The organism is Pectobacterium zantedeschiae (assembly GCF_004137795.1).
Lineage (GTDB): Bacteria > Pseudomonadota > Gammaproteobacteria > Enterobacterales > Enterobacteriaceae > Pectobacterium > Pectobacterium zantedeschiae.
Genome location: NZ_NWTM01000003.1, coordinates 36535 through 56833, shown reverse-complemented (window position 1 = coordinate 56833; position 20299 = coordinate 36535). Strand labels below are relative to the sequence as shown.

19 protein-coding genes are annotated in these 20299 nt (G+C 53.5%); 9 read left to right on the top strand and 10 right to left on the bottom strand.

Annotation, left to right across the window (positions count from 1 at the left end):
• Positions 1-4: 4 nt before the first annotated feature.
• Entirely contained in the window at positions 5-2275 is a 2271-nt protein-coding gene (locus CLR69_RS17580) for a TonB-dependent receptor (RefSeq protein ID WP_129713003.1), read from the bottom strand.
• 85 nt (positions 2276-2360) lie between these two features.
• On the bottom strand, positions 2361-3368 hold the full coding sequence (locus CLR69_RS17575; protein ID WP_129707289.1) for an ABC transporter substrate-binding protein: 1008 nt from the start codon (positions 3366-3368) through the stop codon (positions 2361-2363).
• A gap of 444 nt (positions 3369-3812) precedes the next feature.
• On the opposite strand from CLR69_RS17575, the gene CLR69_RS17570 reads away from it, so the two are divergent.
• From CLR69_RS17570 to aguA, 7 genes are all read left to right on the top strand, one after another.
• A complete protein-coding gene (locus CLR69_RS17570) occupies positions 3813-4667 on the top strand; it encodes an energy transducer TonB (protein ID WP_129713004.1) in 855 nt (284 codons plus the stop codon).
• Positions 4668-4677: 10 nt separating this feature from the next.
• Positions 4678-5394 carry a MotA/TolQ/ExbB proton channel family protein gene (locus tag CLR69_RS17565; RefSeq protein WP_129713005.1) on the top strand — a complete coding sequence of 239 codons (717 nt, stop codon included), beginning with the start codon at positions 4678-4680 and terminating at the stop codon, positions 5392-5394.
• A 1-nt stretch (position 5395) separates the two neighbouring features.
• Entirely contained in the window at positions 5396-5797 is a 402-nt protein-coding gene (locus tag CLR69_RS17560; protein ID WP_129713006.1) for an ExbD/TolR family protein, read from the top strand.
• 20 nt (positions 5798-5817) lie between these two features.
• Positions 5818-7428, top strand: a complete 1611-nt coding sequence (locus CLR69_RS17555; RefSeq protein ID WP_129713007.1) for an ABC transporter permease — start codon at positions 5818-5820, stop codon at positions 7426-7428.
• 17 nt (positions 7429-7445) lie between these two features.
• Positions 7446-8204 (top strand): ABC transporter ATP-binding protein, encoded by a 759-nt coding sequence (locus CLR69_RS17550; protein WP_129713008.1) that lies wholly within the window; start codon positions 7446-7448, stop codon positions 8202-8204.
• Between the two features lie 511 nt (positions 8205-8715).
• On the top strand, positions 8716-9600 hold the full coding sequence (aguB, locus tag CLR69_RS17545) for an N-carbamoylputrescine amidase (protein WP_011095743.1): 885 nt from the start codon (positions 8716-8718) through the stop codon (positions 9598-9600).
• Between the two features lie 3 nt (positions 9601-9603).
• Positions 9604-10704, top strand: coding sequence for an agmatine deiminase (gene aguA / locus CLR69_RS17540; RefSeq protein WP_129713009.1), 1101 nt, complete (start codon positions 9604-9606; stop codon positions 10702-10704).
• 154 nt (positions 10705-10858) lie between these two features.
• Here aguA and tpiA read toward each other — a convergent pair whose 3' ends face one another.
• On the bottom strand, positions 10859-11626 hold the full coding sequence (gene tpiA / locus CLR69_RS17535; protein ID WP_107168687.1) for a triose-phosphate isomerase: 768 nt from the start codon (positions 11624-11626) through the stop codon (positions 10859-10861).
• Between the two features lie 159 nt (positions 11627-11785).
• The gene (locus tag CLR69_RS17530) at positions 11786-12385 is read right to left on the bottom strand and encodes a YiiQ family protein (RefSeq protein ID WP_129707275.1); all 600 of its coding nucleotides are present in this window, start codon (positions 12383-12385) and stop codon (positions 11786-11788) included.
• A gap of 258 nt (positions 12386-12643) precedes the next feature.
• Here CLR69_RS17530 and CLR69_RS17525 point away from each other — a divergent pair, with 258 nt between their 5' ends.
• Complete coding sequence (locus CLR69_RS17525; protein WP_129713010.1) at positions 12644-13066, top strand: DUF805 domain-containing protein; 423 nt, start codon at positions 12644-12646, stop codon at positions 13064-13066.
• A gap of 17 nt (positions 13067-13083) precedes the next feature.
• Here the strand turns inward: CLR69_RS17525 and fpr are convergent, their stop codons facing one another.
• From fpr to CLR69_RS17505, 4 genes are all read right to left on the bottom strand, one after another.
• Positions 13084-13830, bottom strand: coding sequence for a ferredoxin--NADP(+) reductase (gene fpr, locus CLR69_RS17520; protein ID WP_129707271.1), 747 nt, complete (start codon positions 13828-13830; stop codon positions 13084-13086).
• A gap of 238 nt (positions 13831-14068) precedes the next feature.
• A complete protein-coding gene (glpX, locus tag CLR69_RS17515) occupies positions 14069-15079 on the bottom strand; it encodes a class II fructose-bisphosphatase (protein ID WP_129713011.1) in 1011 nt (336 codons plus the stop codon).
• A 243-nt stretch (positions 15080-15322) separates the two neighbouring features.
• A complete protein-coding gene (gene glpK, locus CLR69_RS17510) occupies positions 15323-16834 on the bottom strand; it encodes a glycerol kinase GlpK (RefSeq protein WP_129713012.1) in 1512 nt (503 codons plus the stop codon).
• Between the two features lie 53 nt (positions 16835-16887).
• Complete coding sequence (locus CLR69_RS17505; protein WP_048263061.1) at positions 16888-17727, bottom strand: MIP/aquaporin family protein; 840 nt, start codon at positions 17725-17727, stop codon at positions 16888-16890.
• 550 nt (positions 17728-18277) lie between these two features.
• Between CLR69_RS17505 and zapB the strand changes: the two genes are divergently transcribed.
• On the top strand, positions 18278-18517 hold the full coding sequence (zapB, locus tag CLR69_RS17500) for a septal ring assembly protein ZapB (protein ID WP_005973326.1): 240 nt from the start codon (positions 18278-18280) through the stop codon (positions 18515-18517).
• A 118-nt stretch (positions 18518-18635) separates the two neighbouring features.
• Here zapB and rraA read toward each other — a convergent pair whose 3' ends face one another.
• Both rraA and CLR69_RS17490 read right to left on the bottom strand, forming a co-directional pair.
• A complete protein-coding gene (gene rraA / locus CLR69_RS17495) occupies positions 18636-19121 on the bottom strand; it encodes a ribonuclease E activity regulator RraA (RefSeq protein WP_129713013.1) in 486 nt (161 codons plus the stop codon).
• A gap of 134 nt (positions 19122-19255) precedes the next feature.
• A complete protein-coding gene (locus CLR69_RS17490) occupies positions 19256-20173 on the bottom strand; it encodes a 1,4-dihydroxy-2-naphthoate polyprenyltransferase (protein WP_129707265.1) in 918 nt (305 codons plus the stop codon).
• Positions 20174-20299: the final 126 nt, after the last annotated feature.

Sequence of the window (20299 nt, the reverse complement as noted above, 5' to 3'; positions counted from 1 at the left end):
GACATCAGCCCTTGAAGTCGTAACCGACGGATATGCCGACCATGCGCGGTTCGCCAATCACGCCCGTTGTGGCGCTGGAGCCTCTGACGGAGCGGTAGTAGTTTTTATCCAGCGCATTTTTTACCCATAGCGATACGTTCCAGCGGTTGTCGCCTTGCTTGCCGCTCAGTCCACTAGACAGATTCAGGACGCCATACGATGGAATGCGATTGCTCTCGGAATCATCGAGTGTACCGTAGGCCCAGCTACGCCATGACCATTGACCGGAAACCGAGGCTTGCAGGTTATTTGGCGTATCCCATTGATAACGCACGCGTGTGTTGTAGCTCAGCGTCGGGGATTTAAAGACGCGTTTTCCTGACATATCGCACGAGACGGCGGAGATTTCTGCCGGGCAGCGGGCGTTAGGGAAATTCAGGTAGCTGGTATCCAGAACAGTACCGGCGAGACTGATACTCAGGCCGTCAAGCGGGCGTAGTGTCAACTGAGATTCCCCGCCGCGTGAACGAAATTTCCCAGCGTTAATCAGATAGCTGGTATCTGTTTCTTCGTCATAGGCGTTATTTTGGAAATCTTCGACCACGCTCCAGAACAGCGCGGTATTCCACTCTACTTTACGCTGTAGCCAGTGTGTCTTAACGCCCAATTCCGCAGAGCGGGTTTTCTCTGGATCGACGTATAACGAGTCTATCCCCAACTGCCTTGCCGCCCCGGACGATACGTTCAGGCCGCCGGATTTTTCCCCATAGCCCAATGTGGCATAAGGGGTGACATTCGGTGCAGCGAACCAGTTCAGGCTGATGGAGCCAGAAGGCAGGCGGTTGGTTTGCGAAAGCGGGCCGGAGTCAAAGGTTGCACGGTTTTTGCGAACAAATGTCCCTTCCTTTTTCTCATAGGTTTGGCGCAGGCCGACAATGACATCCAGTTTATCGGCAGCGTGCCAGGTTCCACGGCCATAGACGGAATAAACGGTGTCATCTAACGTGCCAAAGCGCTGCACGTTAATGCCCTGATAGCCATTTCCTACCCATGTCCGTACGCGGTTGTCGTTGTAGTAGCGACTGTTTGCCTCGGTATCGAGGTTCTCTCCCCAGTAATCGACGCCCAGTGAATAATCAAATTTATTGCCTTTGGGTGAGTCCAGCCAAAAGCTTTGCGACCAGACGCGATCGCGTACATCGGCACCGCTGTCGTGGTAGAGCGGAATATTCCAGTTATCTGCTGTGCTGGGTAACACACGGAAATAGCGCAGTGATGACAGAGAGTTGACGCTATAGCCGTTTTTCAGCTTCCAGTTGGCCTCTACTGAGCCGCCGCCTTGTGCAACGCGAATCACGTTCTCGTCATCCATGGCGACCTGACGACCGCTGACGACCTTGAGGCCTGTCTGTTCCGCGCGAGTACGAAACGCGTCAGTTGCGCTCACCAACACCGAGACGGGGCGCTGGGTGGAATCGCTGTAGTCACCGGTAATTCTGAGGCTAAAGCTGTCATTGGGCTGATAAAGTAACTGGCCGCGCACGCCGTTATTGGTACTGCCTCCAAGCTTATGGCCATTTTCGATATTCGTGACGTTTCCACCGCGTTCGGTACGGGACAGGTTGATACGGCCTGCCCAGTGGTCGCTGAGTGGCCCAGAAGCCATCAGTTTGGATTGCAGGTAGCCGCGCTGTCCGAACGATTGTTCCAGTGAATATTCGGGTGTGAAGGTGGGTTTGCGGGTGCGAATGTCAATCGCACCGCCAGTGGTATTAAAGCCGTAAGCGGCACCCTGTGGGCCTTTCAACACGCGGGTACTGTCGATATCCAGCAAATCGTTAGAGATGACGCCGGGGCGTGATAAGTAGACGCCATCGACAAACAGGCCCACGCTACCCGGCATACCGATGTTGGTGCCGCTCTCGCCACCATCACCAATCCCACGGATGGTGACGGTGGTATCCATCACATCAACGGTATCAACATCCAGCCCCGTCACGAGCTGTGACAGCTCTTCAAAGCGGTATATCCGCTCTTCTTCGAGCGTTTTGCCGTCAATCACTGATGCCAGCGTAGTCGGCGGTTGAACAGGCGCACGCTGGGCGTTCACTTTTACACGTTTCAACTGGACGGGGGCGGCGGTTGTTGCCTCGGTTTGTGGAACGTTCTCCGCTGTGACTTGCGGATCGGCTGCTCGTGCTATAGCAGGAAGCGTTAAGACACAGCTCATTAAAATACCTGATGTTATTTTTCGCTGGTGTTTTTTTAAATACTGCTGGTGTTTTTTAAAATACATAGCTTCTTCCGAATGTAGTCAATACGCTGCCGATTGCCGTGAAATTCACGGCAATACGTGGGTTATCATTTTTTAGGGGAGTTAATTACTGCGTTGCTTTTAGATAAGAATCATCCAGCCATTTATCGACATCAAAAGGTTGCCGAATAAGACGCGATTCATAGGCCAATGTGACGGCACGTTTTAATTTTTCTACGAAGGCGGGATCCAATTCGGGTGAAAGACGCTCGGTTAATGGCGGCAATGTATCCCATTCGACGCGTAATATATTTTCTGGATAACCCGATTGGGTAGCTAATAGCTGAATAAATTCGTCTTTATTTTTATCAGCGCTAGCCCAGTTTGCTGCTTCTCGCTGAACTTTGACTAAGCGGCGAAGAATATCCTCGTTGCCTTTGGCAAATTTCTCATCCACCAACAGGAAGCCGCTTAGCTGACCCGCACCGTTTAAATCGCGGCTGGATAATGGAATGTCTGCCAGCCCTTTATCCCGTAGTGAAAGCGTATTGCTGCCGCCCCAGGTGGCATCAATCTGTCCGGCAGCTAACGCCGCGCTGGCCGCCGCGAAATCGAGATTAATTAGCTTAACGTCAGAGGGCTTCAGGCCCTGAGAATCGAGCGCGCTGACGAAGGAAAGCTCGCCAGCCGTTCCACGAAAGAGCCCGATACGTTTGCCTTTCAGATCGGGGATTTTTTCAATACCGGAGCCTTTCGCCACTGCCAGATAGTGATTGATACCGCGTGAGGCTACGGCGATCACGCGGGTATCCAGACCACGCGAACGGCCAATAATGCTGGCTAAATCCCCCAAATAGGCCACATCGACCTGATGGTTGCCGAATGCTTCGTTGATGACGGGGCCTGCGCCTTTGATGAACGTCCAACGCACGCTGATCCCATCTTTGCTAAACTCGCGTTCCAGCAGCTTCTGGCTGTGGATGACGTCGAGCAAGCCGCCGCCGCTGGGTTTTGTACCCGCGCCAATGTCTGGCGCGGCAATTCGAATCTCGGTGATCGCTGATGCGACGCCTGACCAGGCCATACCCATTGCCAATAAGCTGGTTACTAACCATTTTCGTCCTGATGTCGTCATTATTTTACCCGCCAGTAATGAAATTGATGAATAGGAATTGTGTTATTGCGCCTGTTTCGAACGGCGTCATATCGTGTGCAGCACCACATTTAAAGGCTTGGCAATAAACTGACTAATACAAAAAAAGCATTATTATTGTTAGTAAATAGCTAAATCAGTATTCATCGTCTATTTCATCAATATGCAGCGAACGAAAAAAAACTATTCCAACTATGCATTAGCCTGGCGGTAATTTTTACCTTTAGTCTGAATGTCGATTATTAACGCTATCGTCTTATTAAAGAAATAAAGAATGAAATGAATATCGATATGCAGATACATACGTTGACTTTATTAAATAGTCGGGAAGAATCGATTATCCCAACGCTATTTCAGGCGACATAGTCATTGACACCTGCAACGTGAAATAGGGCGATAAAGATATATTGTCAGGAGCAACCCATCATGACGGAATTACTCTATGCGGGAGCCGCGCCGATACCCCGGTCTTATTCACCGGAACCAACGCCGCATGCTAGCCGAGTAAGTGGTGCGGTGCAGCAGCGCTTACCGCATCTGAATACGACGCCCTCGTCCCGACCGGAGCGCTGGCTGGCGGTGGTAGCGACGCTGCTATTGCACGCCGGGGTGCTTGCATTGTTCAACGCCGCGTCGACGCCGCCCGTTACGGTGCCTGCTCGGCCGCAGCCTGTCAGCGTTGAGCTGGTTTCTATGGTTGCAGAACCTGTGCAGCAAGAGGTTGTTCCGGTTGCTGAACCTGAGATGCCGACGCCACAACAGGTGGAAGAACCAACGATAACTGAGCCGCAGGTGGATGAAAATGCATTGCTGCCCCCTGCTCCGGAAAAAAAAGTACCGGAGAAAAAACCTGAACCTGTACCGAAAAAGACGCCGGTGAAAAAGAGCACTCCCGCGCCCAAACCGACGGTGCAATCCCAGAAGGAAACCGCAACAGCACCGATAACGCCAACGCCGGTGGCGCAAAACGCAGTCGCGCAGCCCGTTGACGCACCGTTGACACCGCCGCTCGCTAATGCCGACTACCTGCATAACCCCGCACCGTCTTATCCCGATGTGGCGATTAGCCGCGGCTATGAAGGCACTGTGCTGTTGAACGTGCAGGTACGTGCCGACGGCAAAGTGCAAACCATCCGTATTCATCAATCAAGTGGCTATCCGTCACTTGATGAGGCCGCCAGAGATACGGTGCTGCGCTGGTCTTTTGTTCCGGCGCGTCGCGGCAGTCAGCCGGTTAGCGGCTGGGTCGTTGTTCCTGTCGATTTTTCGCTGAACTCATGAGGTATTGGTTATGACGCTTGGACACATTGAACTCTTTTCTGCGGAAGGCGCGGTGATCCTGTTGCTGCTGCTATTTTCTCTCGTCACCTGGGGACTGGGGCTACTGAAGTTCGTCCAATATGGGCGCGCGCAGCGGCGCGATCGACGTTTTCGCGAGGCCTTCTGGCAGCAGGCTGATGTCAGCCAGACGCCAGAAACCAGCGCAAAACAGCCTGGTTCACTCGCCAATTTGGCGCTGGCTGCGGTCAAAGCGCCGGAGCGGATTAGCGGGCAGCTTGCTCTGAATATTCATCTGCCCGATCGGGTTGAGCGTGCGCTGCAACAGCAGATTCAACGCGAACGCCGCTCGCTGGAAAGCGGGCTGGCGGTTTTGGCTAGTATTGGCAGTACGTCGCCGTTTATCGGCCTGTTTGGTACCGTTTGGGGCATTATGGCGGCGTTGCAGGAGATCGGGCTTTCTGGCTCTGCCAGTCTCGACACTGTCGCGGGGCCGATTGGTAATGCGTTGATAGCCACTGGAGTTGGGATCGCTGTCGCGGTTCCTGCGGTACTGATCTACAACTACTTTTTGCGTCGTCTTAAGCTGGCCGTCGCAGACATGGATGACTTCGCTCATGATGTCTACAGCGTGATGCAGGCGCACGATTTTCATGTCAGCGCGTTTCACACCGGTGCGGAGTCATCGTCTGCCGCTTTCTCCGTGAAGAACCTGAGAGAGGTGGTCTGAAATGGCGTTTACCTCGCGTAATGATGACGACGTCATGAGTGAAATGAACATCACGCCGCTCGTGGATGTCATGCTGGTATTGCTGGTGGTGTTTATCGTTACTGCGCCGATGCTGACCAATGCCATTCCTATTCAGTTACCAAAAACAGCGGCGGTGGCCCCGGTCGATCGCACCGATCCGGTTGTTATTAGCATTGATGGTGAACAGCGTGTCTTCATCAATAAAGAAAACTTGGCGCGGGAACAACTGGTGCCACGTCTACAACAGGCTAAAGCAGGTAATGCGGATCTGATCGTGCAGGTGCAGGCGGATAAAGAAGCGAATTACGGTGATGTTGCCGCGTTGCTGGCCGATGTTGAGCAGGCGGGGATTACCCGACTATCCCTGCTGACGCAAAAATAACGTTGCGGATACCGACGATCATGATGCCCAAATCTCCGCTGCGGATACGTTCAGCCCCTGATACTTCTCTGACCGCTGCTGCGCTGTCGGCCGGACATTCTGCGCTGGTTATTTCACTGACTGTATCGCTTGTCGTGCCGCTGCTGGTACTTGCGGGCTGGTGGCTTGCTAGCTGGCACGGATGGATGTCTGAGCAAATCCTGCCTTCACCACTGGCGGTCATCGATAGCGCACGGGCTTTTATCCCCGAAGAGTTGATTCACCAGTTGCCCATCAGCCTGATGCGGCTGGTGATTGGTTTTAGCGGCGGTATCGTGCTGGGTCTGGTATTGGGCAGTCTATTCGGTCTGAATCGACGATTGAATGCGCTGTTTATGCCGCTATTTACCGTCATCGCACAGATCCCGACGTTAGCCTGGATCCCGCTTTTGATGTTGTCGCTGGGGATCGGTGAAGCGCTGAAGCTGGTGGTGCTGGTGAAATCGGTCACGGTGCCTGTGACGCTCTATACCTGTGCCGGTATTCAACAGACGCCACAAAAACTGCACGAAATGGCGCGTAGTCTGCGTTTATCACAGGCTGCCTTCCTGCGTTATCTGATTTTACCTGCGATGCTGCCGTATGTGATGACGGGCGTGCGGCTGGCATTTTCTACCGGATGGGTCGCTTTGATTGCGGTTGAGCTGTTGGCATCCAGCGAAGGACTGGGCTATCTGTTGGTTCAAAGCCGCCAGTTGTTCATGTTGGATCTGGTGTTCGTCTGCATTCTGATCATTGGAATACTGGGGTTTGCCGGGGAACGCGTGCTGCTGAAGCTGGAGCGTCGCTGGATTCACTGGCCTGCGCCAGTACTGGGGCGTGATAGCCTGAGCTATGCGCTGCCGAGTCTGTCTCTGACGCCTTGGCTCGCGCCATTAGTACTGATTGTACTATGGCAGATGAGCAGTACCCACCAGTGGGTGAACGTGGCTTTCCTTCCCGCGCCGAGTAGCGTGGTTGACGCGCTGTGGTCGGGGTTGATTCAAGGCGGGCTGTGGGCCGATCTCAATGCCAGTTTGCTGCGTGCGCTACAGGGTTTCATGCTGGGAAGCGCTATCGGCGTGCTGATTGGTGCGTTGCTCGGTGGCTGGCGCATCGCCGACAGGCTGTTTAATCCGGCGTTGTCCGCCTTGCGCTGTGTGGCGCTATTTGCCTGGCTGCCGCTGATCACAGCCTGGTTCGGTTTAGGCGAGAGTGCCAAAATCGTGTTTATCGCTGTAGCGGCATTCTTTCCCGTCATGCTGGCGACCCGTCAGGGAATCGCCCAGCTTCCGCCCATGCTGTTGGAAGTGGCGCAGGTTCTGCGTCTGACGCCAGTGCAGACGCTCCGCACGCTGATACTGCCCAGCGTGTTACCGCCGATGTTTTCCGGTTTACGGCTGGCGTTGATGCATGCGTGGACGGGGGCGATTGGTGCCGAGTATTTCATGCCGTCGGGAGAGGGGTTGGGCGGCATGATGATTCGCGCGCAACAACTGCTTGAATCCGATCGCATTATGGCCGGTGTGGTGCTGATTGCGGTGGTGGCCGCGCTTTTTTCCCGGTTGATTACCCTATCGGAACGGCGGCTGACCCGCTGGCGCTTTGCATGACGGTTAACGGAGAATCTATGTCCCTGCATTTTCAGCACATTACCAAACATTTTACCGTCAACGGAGCCCCTCTGACGGTGTTACAGGACATTGACCTCTCGCTGCATGCTGGTGAGCTGGTTGCGGTCATCGGTACCAGCGGCTGTGGTAAATCGACGCTGTTGCGTTTGGCTGCCGGGATTGATACCACTGGACGAGGACGTATTCTGATTGGCGATCGGCCTGTTAATGGCATTCCCGATGAGGTCAGTCTGGTGTTTCAGGAGCCGCGACTGTTTCCGTGGCTCACCGTGACGGGCAATATTCGCCTCGGTATGCTCAATCTCAATCTTTCTCCTGCGGAAATTGCGCAGCGAATTGTCCATTATCTTCAGATAATGGGACTGGAAGGTTTTGCCGATGCATGGCCGCATCAGCTGTCAGGCGGGATGGCACAGCGTGTGGCGATCGCCCGTGGGCTGGTATCGACGCCGCGCATTCTCTTGCTGGATGAACCTTTCGGCGCGCTTGATGCGCTGACCAAACAGCAGTTGCAGGAACGTCTCGCGGAGATTCGCCAGCAAACGGATTTGACGATCTTGCTGGTGACGCATGATGTGGAAGAAGCCGTGTTTCTGGCGGACAGAGTGGTCGTCATGTCACCCCGGCCCGGTCGGATTAGTGCAATTCTTCCGGTCAATCTGGCCTATCCTCGCGACCGAACCAGCACCGCCTTGCTGGAGCAACGCCAAGCAGTCAGTCAGGCGCTGCATCAGGCGGATACCGTTGAAGCCTGAGCGATCGCTTCCTCCCTCATCTCGAGTATCGACAGAAACCGCCGCGGAAAAGGCGGTTTTTTCTTTTCTTTCCGCACGTGAGATCATTCATTTTCAGCATAGTGAAGTGCTGTCATTAACTGGCATAATGCGCATGTCATTCTTGGTCAATACCTTAACAGGATATTCCTATTGGGTATGCGCAGGTGTGTTGGCCTATACTCGTCATACTTCAAGTTGCATGTACGTTGGCTGCGTTCACTCACCCGAATCACTTACTTAAGTAAGCTCATCGGGATGAAATGAGAGACATCCTGTCTCTCACCGGAGGCCAGCCTTTGGCTGGTCAAATTCGTTCCCGACGAATTTGTCCTTCTTGCCGCCTGCCTGAAACTTGAATTATTTAGAGTAGGCACTCGTTAAGGCCGCGCCGGTTAGTGACGATGCATAATCGTGACCGAGAGAAACACTTATTGCCGATACTTGCCGGTGAAAAAGGGCAGGTATATATCGTTATTATTGAGGTTTTCGCATGAAAAAAGTTACCGTTGCCGCAACACAAATGGCGTGTTCCTGGGATCTGCCCAAGAATATCGAAAACGCTGAAAAACTGGTGCGACAAGCGCATGCAAAAGGCGCGCAGGTTATCCTGATTCAGGAACTGTTTGCCGCGCCGTATTTCTGTATCGATCAAAGCCCAGAGCACTACGCGCTGGCGCAGGAGCTGGAAACCAGCCCGCTGATTAAGCATTTTTCCGCACTGGCGGCGGAGCTGAACGTGGTACTGCCGTTGAGCTTCTTTGAGCGTGCCAATAACGCCTATTACAACTCGCTGGTGATGATTGATGCGGATGGTTCCGTATTGGACGTTTACCGCAAAACACACATTCCGAACGGTCCGGCGTATCAGGAAAAGCAGTTCTTCATTCCAGGCGACACGGGCTTTAAAGTCTGGCAGACGCGTTACGCGAAAATCGGCGTGGGCATTTGCTGGGATCAGTGGTTCCCGGAAACCGCACGCAGTCTGGCGTTGCAGGGCGCAGAATTGATTTTCTATCCGACCGCCATCGGTTCGGAACCGGCCTACCCGGACATCGACAGCCAGCCGCACTGGACCCGCGTTCAGCAAGGGCACGCCGCGGCGAATCTGGTGCCGGTGATCGCATCCAACCGCATCGGTACGGAAGCCAGCAAATATATCGATGGTCTGGAAATGACGTTCTACGGTTCTTCTTTCATCGCCGATCAAACCGGTGCGCTGTTGGCTCAGGCCAATAAGACGGACGAAGCTATTCTGGTGCATGAATTTGATTTAGAAGCGATTGCCGCCCAGCGCGCCTCGTGGGGGCTGTTCCGCGATCGTCGCCCGGAAATGTACGGCACCATTGCCAGTTCAGATGGCAAGACCCGGAGATAAGTGATGTCACAGTTAGTAACGCCTCACCTCACGACACCACATCAGGATGGTTTTGCGATGCCCGCCGAGTGGGCACCGCATGACGCCGTGTGGATGATCTGGCCATATCGTACCGACAACTGGCGCGAGCAGGGTGTTCCGGCGCAGAAAACGTTCGCACGCGTGGCGGAAGCCATCGCTCAAAACACGCCCGTCATCATGGGCGTACCTGCACGTTACATGGCGGATGCGCAGAAAGTAATGCCGGTGAACGTCACGCTGGTGGAAATGGAAAGCGACGATGCCTGGATGCGTGACACGGGCCCAACCATCGTGCTGAATCAGGCTGGTGAGCGTCGGGGTATCGACTGGCAGTTCAACGCCTGGGGCGGCGAGCTGGGCGGTCTATACGAAGACTGGCGTCAGGATGAAAAAGTCGCAGCGCAGGTGCTGGATTATCATCAGACGGCACGCTATGCCGCTCCGCTGATTCTGGAAGGTGGCTCGATCCATGTCGATGGTGAAGGCACGTTGCTGACCACGGCAGAATGCTTGCTCAATCCGAACCGTAACCCGCACCTGAGCAAAATGGAAATCGAACAGCTGATGCGTGATTACCTCAGCATCTCGACGATTATCTGGCTGGAAGAAGGCGTGTACAACGACGAAACCGATGGGCATATCGATAACATGTGTTGCTTCGTGCGCCCCGGTGAAGTGGCGTTGCACTGGACGGATGATGAAAACGATCCGCAGTATGCGCGCTCCATCGCAGCCTATGACGTGCTGTCGGCAGCACGGGATGCGCAAGGACGTGAGCTGAAAATCTGGAAATTGCCTGCACCCGGCCCGCTCTATGCGACCAAAGAGGAAGCGCAGAGCGTGGATAGCGGCGATGCGGTCGAGCGCCTTGCCGGTTCTCGTCTTGCGGGCTCTTATGTGAACTTCCTGATCAGCAATCAGCAGATCATTTTCCCGTTGCTGGATGAGAAGACGGATGACGTTGCACGCGATCTGCTGCAACAGATGTTCCCTGGCTACTTGATTAGCGGTGTGCCTGCGCGGGAAATCCTGCTGGGCGGGGGAAATATTCACTGCATTACGCAGCAAATTCCAGCGGTGTAGTAACCGTCGAGCTGTTAACGGACGGCTGAAAAGAAGGGGCGCGGGTGCCCGAAGGGTGACGAACAGGGATGTCGGTCATAAAAAAGCCGGTTGGCGCGATAGCGTAAACCGGCTTTTTATCAGGCTGACATCTGCCTGTCTTTTCTCGAGACGCTTAGCCGCGTTTTGCGTCGGCTGCGGCTTTCACGATAACGGCAAAAGCATCCGCTTTCAGTGATGCACCACCGACCAGCGCGCCGTCGATGTCCGGCTGGGTAAACAGCTCTGCTGCATTCGCAGCATTAACCGAACCGCCGTACTGGATGATCACTTGTTCAGCAACAGCAGCATCTTGTTTGGCGATATGGTCACGGATGAATTTGTGAACGGCCTGAGCCTGTGCTGGGGTAGCAGATTTACCGGTACCGATAGCCCATACGGGTTCGTAGGCCACAACGGTGTTTTCAAACGCTTTCGCGCCCAGCGTATTCAGCACGGCATCCAGTTGACGTGCACATACGGCTTCGGTCTGGCCTGCTTCGTTTTCTGCTTCAGTTTCGCCAATACACAGCACTGGAATCAGGCCCGCGTCTTTCAGCACGCCAAATTTCTTCGCAATGAATTCATCGCTTTCTTTATGGTAAGTACGGCGCTCAGAGTGACCGATGATGATGTATTTCGCACCGATATCTTTCAGCATCTCGGCAGAGGTTTCACCCGTGAAAGCACCAGAAAGGTTCACGTCGACGTTCTGCGCGCCCAGTGCAATACGGCTGCCTGCCAGTTGGTGATTAGCCTGATCGAGGTAAATTGCCGGGGGGGCAATGGCTACACCGCAGCCGTCAACGGTGCTGAGTTCTTTACGCAGACCCGCGATCAGTTCGTTGACCATGTTGGTGCTGCCGTTCAGCTTCCAGTTACCCATAACTAATGGATGTCGCATCTTTTTTCCTCCAGCCGGAATCGGTAATGAATCAATGTGTTAATGAATCAATGCATTAATGACGTAAACAGTAGTGCCCATCAGGCAATATAACTTGCCCACAGTATAGAGACGAAATGTGACCGTGGCTCTGTTTTTCGTCATTAATTACTGCATTGATCACGGTTCAGATAGCGTTAGCTTAATCGGTTCAACAGCAAAAGTTAGCCCTTTTTCGCCGTCATCTGCAACGACATAGCGCAAGGCGCCTTCCGTTTGCTGGTAAAAGCGCTGTCCTTTGCCTTTTCCTAGCAGTTCGGTGACTTTTTTCACACTCTGTTCTTCCGTCAGTGACGGTGCGAACGTACGTGCCAGTGCTGCCATATAGTCGATAGCTTGTTTGCGACGCGCTGCGGTTTCTTGTTCGTTCTGCGGCTGCGGTAGCCAGGTGATTTGCAGCGTTTTGATTTTCCCTGTGCCTTTCTCCAGTGCGGTTGACGCATAGAGGTGGTCGTTGATCCGGCTGGCAGCACGGGTCAACATGCTGATGATATTACCGGTATCGACAACTCGAAATTCACCGATCGGCAGCGTCGGGTTGCTCAGGTTGTAGCGAGAACGGAATTGCGTGATGGTTTGATCGAAGGTTGGGGCACCGGCTAGCAGATACGGCGCATTGGCTGATGTCTTGGGCGGAAACGTCGGATCGGCCCCCGCGTGAGTCTGGTACAGCACCAGTGATGATAAAACCAACAGTGAAGCGATGCGTTTTCGTGTCATAGGGATTCGGGTCAGCCACTTCAGAAGATGTCCAGGCCGATAACGGCAGAATACGTTTGATTAAAGCGGCATTTGTACGTCGTTGTCAAAAATAGTGCATCGCTGCCTGAAATCGTACGGACTTGTCAAAAAAGAGTACGGGGTTGTCAAAAATCGCGTAAAGATTGCAGGCAAACACGTGGGTTGAGGTAAAATCGTTCCGACTAAAATACAGATTAATTCGGCCAGGCAGGCTAATAATTCAGGGCGTTATCGTTAATGACATTACAGCAATGGTGCTTCTCGTTTAAAGGCCGTATTGGCCGTCGTGATTTCTGGCTCTGGATGGCTATTTGGGTGGCGCTGATGGCGGTATTGTTTACGCTTTCTGGTCAACGCTGGCTGGATACGCAACTGACGGCGTTTGGTCTGGTGGTATTGCTGTGGCCGACAGCGGCGATGATGGTGAAACGGCTGCACGACCGTAACAAAAGCGGCTGGTGGGCGCTGCTGTTAGTGGTGGCATGGATATTGGTGTCGGGGAATTGGAGCATGTTCTCCACTATCTGGCAGTGGGGTATTGGCCGTTTCTTACCGATCCTGATTGTCGTGATGACATTGCTCGACTGCGGCGTTTTTCTGGGAACAAAAGGGGAAAACCGGTTTGGAGCAGAGGCGGAGCCGTTTCGCTTCCGCCGCTGAATGGCAACGAGTGTTGCTTACCAATAGTTCTCGGCAGTCATATGACCGGGCCTGCGGCGCAGGTGTTTGGTCATTTGCCGCTCTTCTTTCAGCAACAGCTGAGTATCACGCACCATCTGTGGGTTACCGCACAGCATGACATGGCTGGTGGCGGTATCCATCGGCAAGCCCACCGCGGCTTCTAGCGTGCCGTTGCTGATCAATGTAGGAATTCGGCCTGTCAGCGAGCCAGCTTCCTCTTCCCGGCTGACCACCGTTTGAATATGCAGTTTGCCGTGGTAGCGCTGCTGTAACTGCTGCATCAGCGGCAGATAGCTGAGATCGCGTGAAAACCGAGCGGCATGAACCAGCACGATGTTCTTAAAGCGCTCCAGGTTCTTGCCTTCCTGAAGGATCGACAGATAAGGGCCGATGCCCGTGCCTGTTGCCAGCATCCACAGCGTTTCACAATCAGGAATCTCTTCCAGCACGAAAAATCCGGCGGCTTCTTTGACGATCATAACTTCTGAGCCGGGCTGTAGCGCATGCAGATGAGGGCTAAGTTTGCCTTCCGGCACGGTCACCAGATAGAACTCAAGTGTAGGATCGCTGGGTGCGTTCACGTAGGAATACGCGCGCTGCACTTTTTCACCCTCAATCTCCAGTGCCAGCTTGCCATATTGCCCGGCAGTGAACGCATCGGTGGGTGCGTGAACCCGAATGCTAAACAGACTTTCTGTCCAGTTTTCCACCTGAACCACTTTGCCTGTCACCCATTCAGCCATATTTTTCTGCTCCTGTTGCTTGCGTTATCCCCGCCATACTTCAAGCTGCATGTACGTTGGCTTCTCTCACCTCAGCCACTTACTTGAGTAAGCTCCTGAGGACTCGCGCGATTGCCGTCTGCCTGCAACTCGAATTATCTAGGGTATCGATGCCACTATTTGTGCATGTAAGTCATGCATCTAAGATACGCCATTTATTAACAACTGTGAAACAATCAGTCAGTTGGGTCGTGGTCTGCTACAGCAGGAATTCGTGCAGCTTGCGATCCTTACGATCCAGATAGTGCGTCGATTTAATCCGGCGGATCGTGCGAGATTTACCGCGGATCAGCAGTGTTTCTGTCGTGGCCATATTGCCTTTACGCGCGATCCCGTCCAGCAAATCGCCTTTGGTGATGCCGGTTGCGGAGAAAATCACGTTATCGTTACGCGCCATGTCATCGAGCTTGAGAACGCCACCGGCTTCGATGCCCATTTGTCGGCAGCGTGCTAATTCGTCTTCACCGATGCGGCGGTTTTCAGCGCTATCGCCTTTGACTTCATGACGTGCGAGTAAACGCCCTTGCATGTCGCCGTCGAGCGCGCGGATAACGGCTGCCGAGATGACGCCTTCTGGTGCACCGCCGATGCCGTACAGTACGTCAACTTCGCTGTCTGGCATGCAGGTGAGGATGGATGCCGCTACGTCGCCATCTGGAATCGCGAACACTTTCACACCCAACTGCTGCATTTCCGCAATGCAGGCATCGTGGCGCGGCTTGGCCAGCGTAATCACGGTTAACTGGCTGAGCGGTTTACCCAGCTTCAGGGCGACATTGCGCAGGTTGTCCGCCAGCGGCAGGTTGAGGTCAATCGCTCCTTTCGCTTCGGGCCCGACGATCAGCTTTTCCATATACATGTCTGGTGCGTGCAGAAACGCGCCTTTTTCGCCAACGGCCAGCACAGCTAGCGCATTTGCCTGACCCATTGCCGTCATCCGCGTGCCTTCAATCGGGTCGACAGCAATATCAACAGCATCGCCCTGACCGGTGCCGACCTGCTCGCCAATGAATAGCATGGGTGCTTCGTCGATTTCCCCTTCACCGATGACAATCTGACCGTTGATATTGACCTGATTCAGCATAATTCGCATTGCCTGTACGGCGGCATTGTCGGCGGCATTCTTATCGCCACGACCTAACCACTTATAGCCTGCCAGCGCGGCTGCTTCAGTGACGCGCGAGAACTCGATGGCTAATTCACGTTTCATAAATACCTGTCTGTTGTCGATCGGGAAAGGGAAGCCTTATGTTGGCCGCTTAAATGTGGATTGAGGGGGAAACACGACGATGAGGTTCCCGCAGGGAGACCTCGCATCGTGGTCGCACCCGGTATCTCGGTTCTTAAGCGATCAACATTAGAATATTAAGTGGGATTTTATCACAACGGGGAAGGGCGGCGGTTAAGTGATGCGGAAAAATCGGGCGCGTCTGTCGCGCCCGATAGGGAGAGATTAGGCGTCGTGATCTTCCCAATTACGGGCACGAGCAACGGCTTTCTGCCAGCCGCTGTAGCGAACGTTACGCTCCACCGTTTCAATGCTGGGACGGAATTCACGTTCAATAGTCGCTTTGCTCTTCACTTCATCCAAATCGTTCCAGAAGCCAGTGGCAAGGCCTGCCAGGAAAGCGGCACCCAGCGCGGTGGATTCACGCACTTCTGGACGTTCCACGCGCGTACCGAGGATGTCGGACTGGAATTGCATCAGGAAGTTGTTGGCGACTGCGCCACCGTCGACACGCAGTGATTTCAAACGCGTATCAGCGTCCGCTTGCATGGCATCCAGCACGTCACGGGTCTGGAAGGCAATGGACTCCAGCGTCGCACGGATGATGTGGTTAGCATTCACACCACGCGTCAGGCCGAAGATCGCGCCACGGGCATACGGGTCCCAGTAGGGGGCGCCCAAACCGGTGAAAGCGGGTACGACATAGACGCCGTTGGTATCTTTCACTTTTGTCGCGAAGTATTCGGAATCCATAGAATCGCCGATCAGCTTCAGCTCGTCACGCAGCCATTGGATAGAGGCACCGCCAACAAACACGGAGCCTTCGAGTGCGTAGTTCACTTCACCGCGCGGGCCACAGGCGATGGTGGTCAGCAAACCGTGTTTGGACTGTACGGCTTCTTTACCGGTATTCATCAGCAGGAAACAGCCGGTGCCGTAGGTATTTTTAGCCTGCCCAGGATTGACGCAAAGCTGGCCGTACAGCGCCGCTTGCTGGTCACCTGCGATACCGGCGATAGGAATACGCGTGCCGCCTTTACCGCCGATGTTGGTCTGGCCGTAGACTTCTGAAGACGCGCGCACTTCCGGCAGCATCTCGCGCGGGATATCCAGCGCTTCCAGCATACGGGTATCCCATTCCAGCGTATGAATATTAAACAGCATGGTACGGGAGGCGTTGGTGTAATCCGTTACGTGAACACGCCCTTGCGTCATTTTCCAAATCAGCCAGGTATCGATGGTACCAAACAGCAGTTCGCCGCGTTTAGCGCGTTCACGGGAGCCTTCAACGTGATCCAGAATCCATTTCACTTTGGTGCCAGAAAAGTAGGGATCGACCACCAGTCCGGTGGTGTTGCGAACATACTCTTCCAGACCGTCTTTCTTCAGCTTCTCGCAAATTTCAGCGGTACGACGACACTGCCAGACGATAGCGTTATAAATCGGCTTGCCGCTCTCTTTTTCCCATACGACGGTGGTTTCACGCTGGTTGGTGATACCAATACCCGCGACTTCATCTGCGCTAATATCGGCTTTCGCTAGCACTTCGACCAGCGTTGAGCTTTGTGTCGCCCAAATTTCCATCGGGTCGTGCTCTACCCAGCCCGCTTTTGGATAAATCTGGGTGAATTCACGCTGTGAAACGCTAACGATGTTTGCATCGTGATCCAGTACGACGGCGCGGGAGCTGGTTGTGCCTTGGTCGATAGCAACAATGTATTTTTTTTCCGGGTTCATAAATCCAATCCTGTAATGATTAACCGTGAAATAGGATGGCCGTGGCGTTAAGTTTAACGGCTTTCACGACGCGTGGTAGCTTCTGCCTCGGGTTCGCATACATCACATGGCAGATTACGGCCAATCAGTGCGCGATAACCGAAGGCACCCAGACAGGCACCGATAATGGGGCCAAAAATAGGAACCAGGAAGTAAGGGATTTCGCGTGCGCCAGTAAAGGCGACGTTGCCCCAGCCCGCCAGAAAAGCGAACAGCTTAGGACCAAAGTCACGCGCCGGGTTGAGGGCGAAGCCGGTCAGCGGCCCCATAGAGGCACCGATAACGGCAATCAGAATACCGATCAGCAGCGGAGCAAGTGGCCCACGCGGGATACCATTACCGTCGTCAGTCAGTGCCAGAATCAGGCACATCAGAATCGCGGTGATGACGGTTTCAACCAACAGCGCCTGCATAACGGAAATGTGCGGATTTGGGTACGTTGAGAAAATGCCCGCTAAACTCAGGCTTTCCGTGCTGCCGCGCACCATATTGTTGGTTTGTTCAAAATCCACGAACAGATTGTAATACAGCCCGTAGACCAGTGCGGCGGCACAAAATGCCCCTGCAATCTGCGCCACAATGTAAGGCACAACCTTGCGTCCATCGAAGCAGGCAAACAGCCACAGGGCGATAGTGACGGCCGGGTTGAGGTGAGCACCGGAAATAGCCGCGGTCAGATAGATTGCCATCGCAACCCCCAGACCCCAGATGATGCTGATTTCCCACTGTCCGAAGCTGGCTCCCGCCAGTTTTAAGGCGGCGACGCAGCCGACACCGAAGAAAATCAGCAGGCCAGTGCCGAGGAATTCGGCGATGCACTGGCCTCTTAGCGTTGAACGTTCTGCTTGGCTCATAATTTTTTCCTGCTGGGTAACATACAGAGTGGTAGGTCTAAGGATACCGTCTGGCGGCATCCTCTGTTTTAAATGTATTTATGATGTGAATTTATCGTTAATGAGCGAAAACGAGAAATATCGAAATTGAAATGTGTGTTGCTCGTCAAAAAAATGAGCGTATTCGCTTATAAAATGACTCGTAGTGGTTTTTCGTCGGTGGTTGATAGTAACGCTCAGGTTAAATTTATTAACACAATTGGAGTAACGGAGAAGTGAACGAGGGCGTTTTCAGTTTTAGCCGCTCGTTTTTCGGTTTGTACTGCCCGTTTTTCAGTTTGTACTGATAGTGTTAAGTCGGAAAAGCTGCCACACTCGCGTAGTGGGGGATGTGCGCTAGACAGGCGGCCATTGGCTACATACAATTTCGTTATGGTCTGTCTTGCCAGCCGTCCCGCGGTCAGGATTATGTTTGCGGGCGGATGACGCGACACCGTGAGTGTTGGTTACAGAGTCCGAAAGCCAGCGTTAACCGATCTTTGCCTTGTTGCGATTAAAAGGGGTTTGAAGAATGTCATTTGAAGTGTTTGAAAAGCTGGAAGCGAAAGTTCAGCAGGCGATTGATACTATCACGCTGTTGCAAATGGAAATTGAAGAGCTGAAAGAGCAGAACAACACGCTGTCGCAGGATGTTCAGGCGGCAGCCGGTTCACGTGAAGCGCTGGTGCGCGAGAACGAACAGTTGAAAGAAGAGCAAGTGGTATGGCAAGAGCGCCTGCGCGCGCTGTTAGGCAAAATGGAAGAAGTCTAATCGGGCTTGCTGGCTCAAACGAAGGAACGGCTTGTCGATTGAGCCAAATAAAAAAGGGCGTAAATCGCCCTTTTTTGTGGTGATGTTACCGCAATAAAAACGCGGAAATTCAACGATATTATTCAATATCCAGCGGGTCTTCCGACAGGATGATGCCTGTGTTGTCGGCATACAGATGGTCACCGGAGAAGAAGGTTACGCCGCCGAAGTTGACGCGAATGTCGCTTTCGCCAATGCCTTCACTACACGCGCCGACCGGAATGGCCGCCATCGCTTGAATGCCGATATCCAACTCCGCCAAATCGTCAACCTGACGCACTGCACCATACACGACAATGCCTTCCCATTCGTTTTGGGTCGCCAGTCGGGCGATTTCCGCGTTGATCAACGCGCGGCGCACGGAGCCCCCGCCATCGATTAGAAGTACGCGCCCAAGGCCGTTTTCTTCAAGGAGATCGAAAAGCAGGCCGTTATCCTCAAAACATTTCACGGTGGTGATTTTGCCACCAAATGAAGTACGCCCGCCAAAATTGGAGAACAGAGGCTCAACAACATTCACCTCTTCGTGGTAGATATCGCACAGTTCGGAAGTATCGTATTTCATAGGATTAACGTCAGGTTGCCGCCGGAATCATGAGTATATCCCTTTCTGGCGGCTGTTGGCAAAATCATCAAATGTTAACTTGATGCGCATCAGTAAATGCGTGCTGCTTTTCGCCTGCGCTCAATTTACCCGCACTAACTCAGTATCACGCCAACGGCGAACAGAATGTTGGTCAGCAGCGCGCCCTTCACTGTTTTTTCCAGCATTGGACGCATACTGAACGCGCTGGTTTCACGCAATACATAGCGTGCCTGCTTAATCAGCAGCGGGAGCGCCAGAATAAACAGCCAGCCCGCCAGACTGTGCAGATAAAACGTCGCAAACAGACCGAGACAAACCGGTGCCAGCAGCAGCAGCATCGTGTGGTAGAAGCGTGCTTTTTCCGCGCCAAGACGCACCGCCAGCGTGTTTTTCCCGCTGATGCGATCGTTGTCGATATCGCGCAGATTGTTGATATTCAGTACCGCTGTCGCTAACAGACCGCAGGCCGTTGCTGGCAGCATCACGATGCTGTCGAAATGGCCAGTTTGCAGATAATACGACCCCGCGACGCTGAGCCAGCCGAAAAAGATCAGCACTGAGATATCGCCGAGTCCGATATAACCGTAGGGCTTGTTACCGACGGTATAGGTGATGGCGGCAAAAATCGCCAGCAGCCCCAGAATCAGGAAACCGAAGATATCCGCTGGCTTTTCACATGCCAGAATGACCAGACTCACACCAGAAATGATGGTGAGTACCACGGTTACGATTAGCGCATTGCGCAGTTGCGACAGTGTAATAACACCAGTCTGGATACCGCGCAACGGCCCGATGCGTTCCTCGGTATCGCTACCTTTTATCGCATCCCCATAGTCGTTCGCCAGATTGGAAAGGATTTGTAGCAGTCCGGCGGTCAACAACGCCAGTAATGCTACGCCCGGTTTAAAGCTGCTATGCCAGCTCGCGATCGCCGAGCCGGTGACGATGGACGCAAAAGCTAATGGCAACGTTTTTGGACGCAGACTATCCAGCCAGGCTTTGGTTTTGCTGCTATGGGTCGATAAGGTCATGGTGTGCTTCAATTTTATTGACGATTCAATTGCGTGAATCATCCGTTTATAAATAAAAAAAGTCAGTGATGGTGGCGTCAGAAACAAAAGTGGGAGGCCAACGCCTCCCACTTTATCGTTAATAGT

Bases quoted from the DNA above. Each gene is read 5' to 3' on its own strand.
- CLR69_RS17525 (WP_129713010.1), top strand. From the start codon at position 12,644: ATGACATTACAGCAATGGTGCTTCTCGTTTAAAGGCCGTATTGGCCGT.
- CLR69_RS17565 (WP_129713005.1), top strand. From the start codon at position 4,678: ATGACGCTTGGACACATTGAACTCTTTTCTGCGGAAGGCGCGGTGATC.
- tpiA (WP_107168687.1), bottom strand. From the start codon at position 11,626: ATGCGACATCCATTAGTTATGGGTAACTGGAAGCTGAACGGCAGCACC.
- aguA (WP_129713009.1), top strand. From the start codon at position 9,604: ATGTCACAGTTAGTAACGCCTCACCTCACGACACCACATCAGGATGGT.
- glpK (WP_129713012.1), bottom strand. From the start codon at position 16,834: ATGAACCCGGAAAAAAAATACATTGTTGCTATCGACCAAGGCACAACC.
- CLR69_RS17550 (WP_129713008.1), top strand. From the start codon at position 7,446: ATGTCCCTGCATTTTCAGCACATTACCAAACATTTTACCGTCAACGGA.
- CLR69_RS17580 (WP_129713003.1), bottom strand. From the start codon at position 2,275: ATGTATTTTAAAAAACACCAGCAGTATTTAAAAAAACACCAGCGAAAA.
- zapB (WP_005973326.1), top strand. From the start codon at position 18,278: ATGTCATTTGAAGTGTTTGAAAAGCTGGAAGCGAAAGTTCAGCAGGCG.
- CLR69_RS17575 (WP_129707289.1), bottom strand. From the start codon at position 3,368: ATGACGACATCAGGACGAAAATGGTTAGTAACCAGCTTATTGGCAATG.
- glpX (WP_129713011.1), bottom strand. From the start codon at position 15,079: ATGAAACGTGAATTAGCCATCGAGTTCTCGCGCGTCACTGAAGCAGCC.
- rraA (WP_129713013.1), bottom strand. From the start codon at position 19,121: ATGAAATACGATACTTCCGAACTGTGCGATATCTACCACGAAGAGGTG.
- aguB (WP_011095743.1), top strand. From the start codon at position 8,716: ATGAAAAAAGTTACCGTTGCCGCAACACAAATGGCGTGTTCCTGGGAT.
- CLR69_RS17490 (WP_129707265.1), bottom strand. From the start codon at position 20,173: ATGACCTTATCGACCCATAGCAGCAAAACCAAAGCCTGGCTGGATAGT.
- CLR69_RS17560 (WP_129713006.1), top strand. From the start codon at position 5,396: ATGGCGTTTACCTCGCGTAATGATGACGACGTCATGAGTGAAATGAAC.
- CLR69_RS17570 (WP_129713004.1), top strand. From the start codon at position 3,813: ATGACGGAATTACTCTATGCGGGAGCCGCGCCGATACCCCGGTCTTAT.
- CLR69_RS17530 (WP_129707275.1), bottom strand. From the start codon at position 12,385: ATGACACGAAAACGCATCGCTTCACTGTTGGTTTTATCATCACTGGTG.
- CLR69_RS17505 (WP_048263061.1), bottom strand. From the start codon at position 17,727: ATGAGCCAAGCAGAACGTTCAACGCTAAGAGGCCAGTGCATCGCCGAA.
- fpr (WP_129707271.1), bottom strand. From the start codon at position 13,830: ATGGCTGAATGGGTGACAGGCAAAGTGGTTCAGGTGGAAAACTGGACA.
- CLR69_RS17555 (WP_129713007.1), top strand. From the start codon at position 5,818: ATGATGCCCAAATCTCCGCTGCGGATACGTTCAGCCCCTGATACTTCT.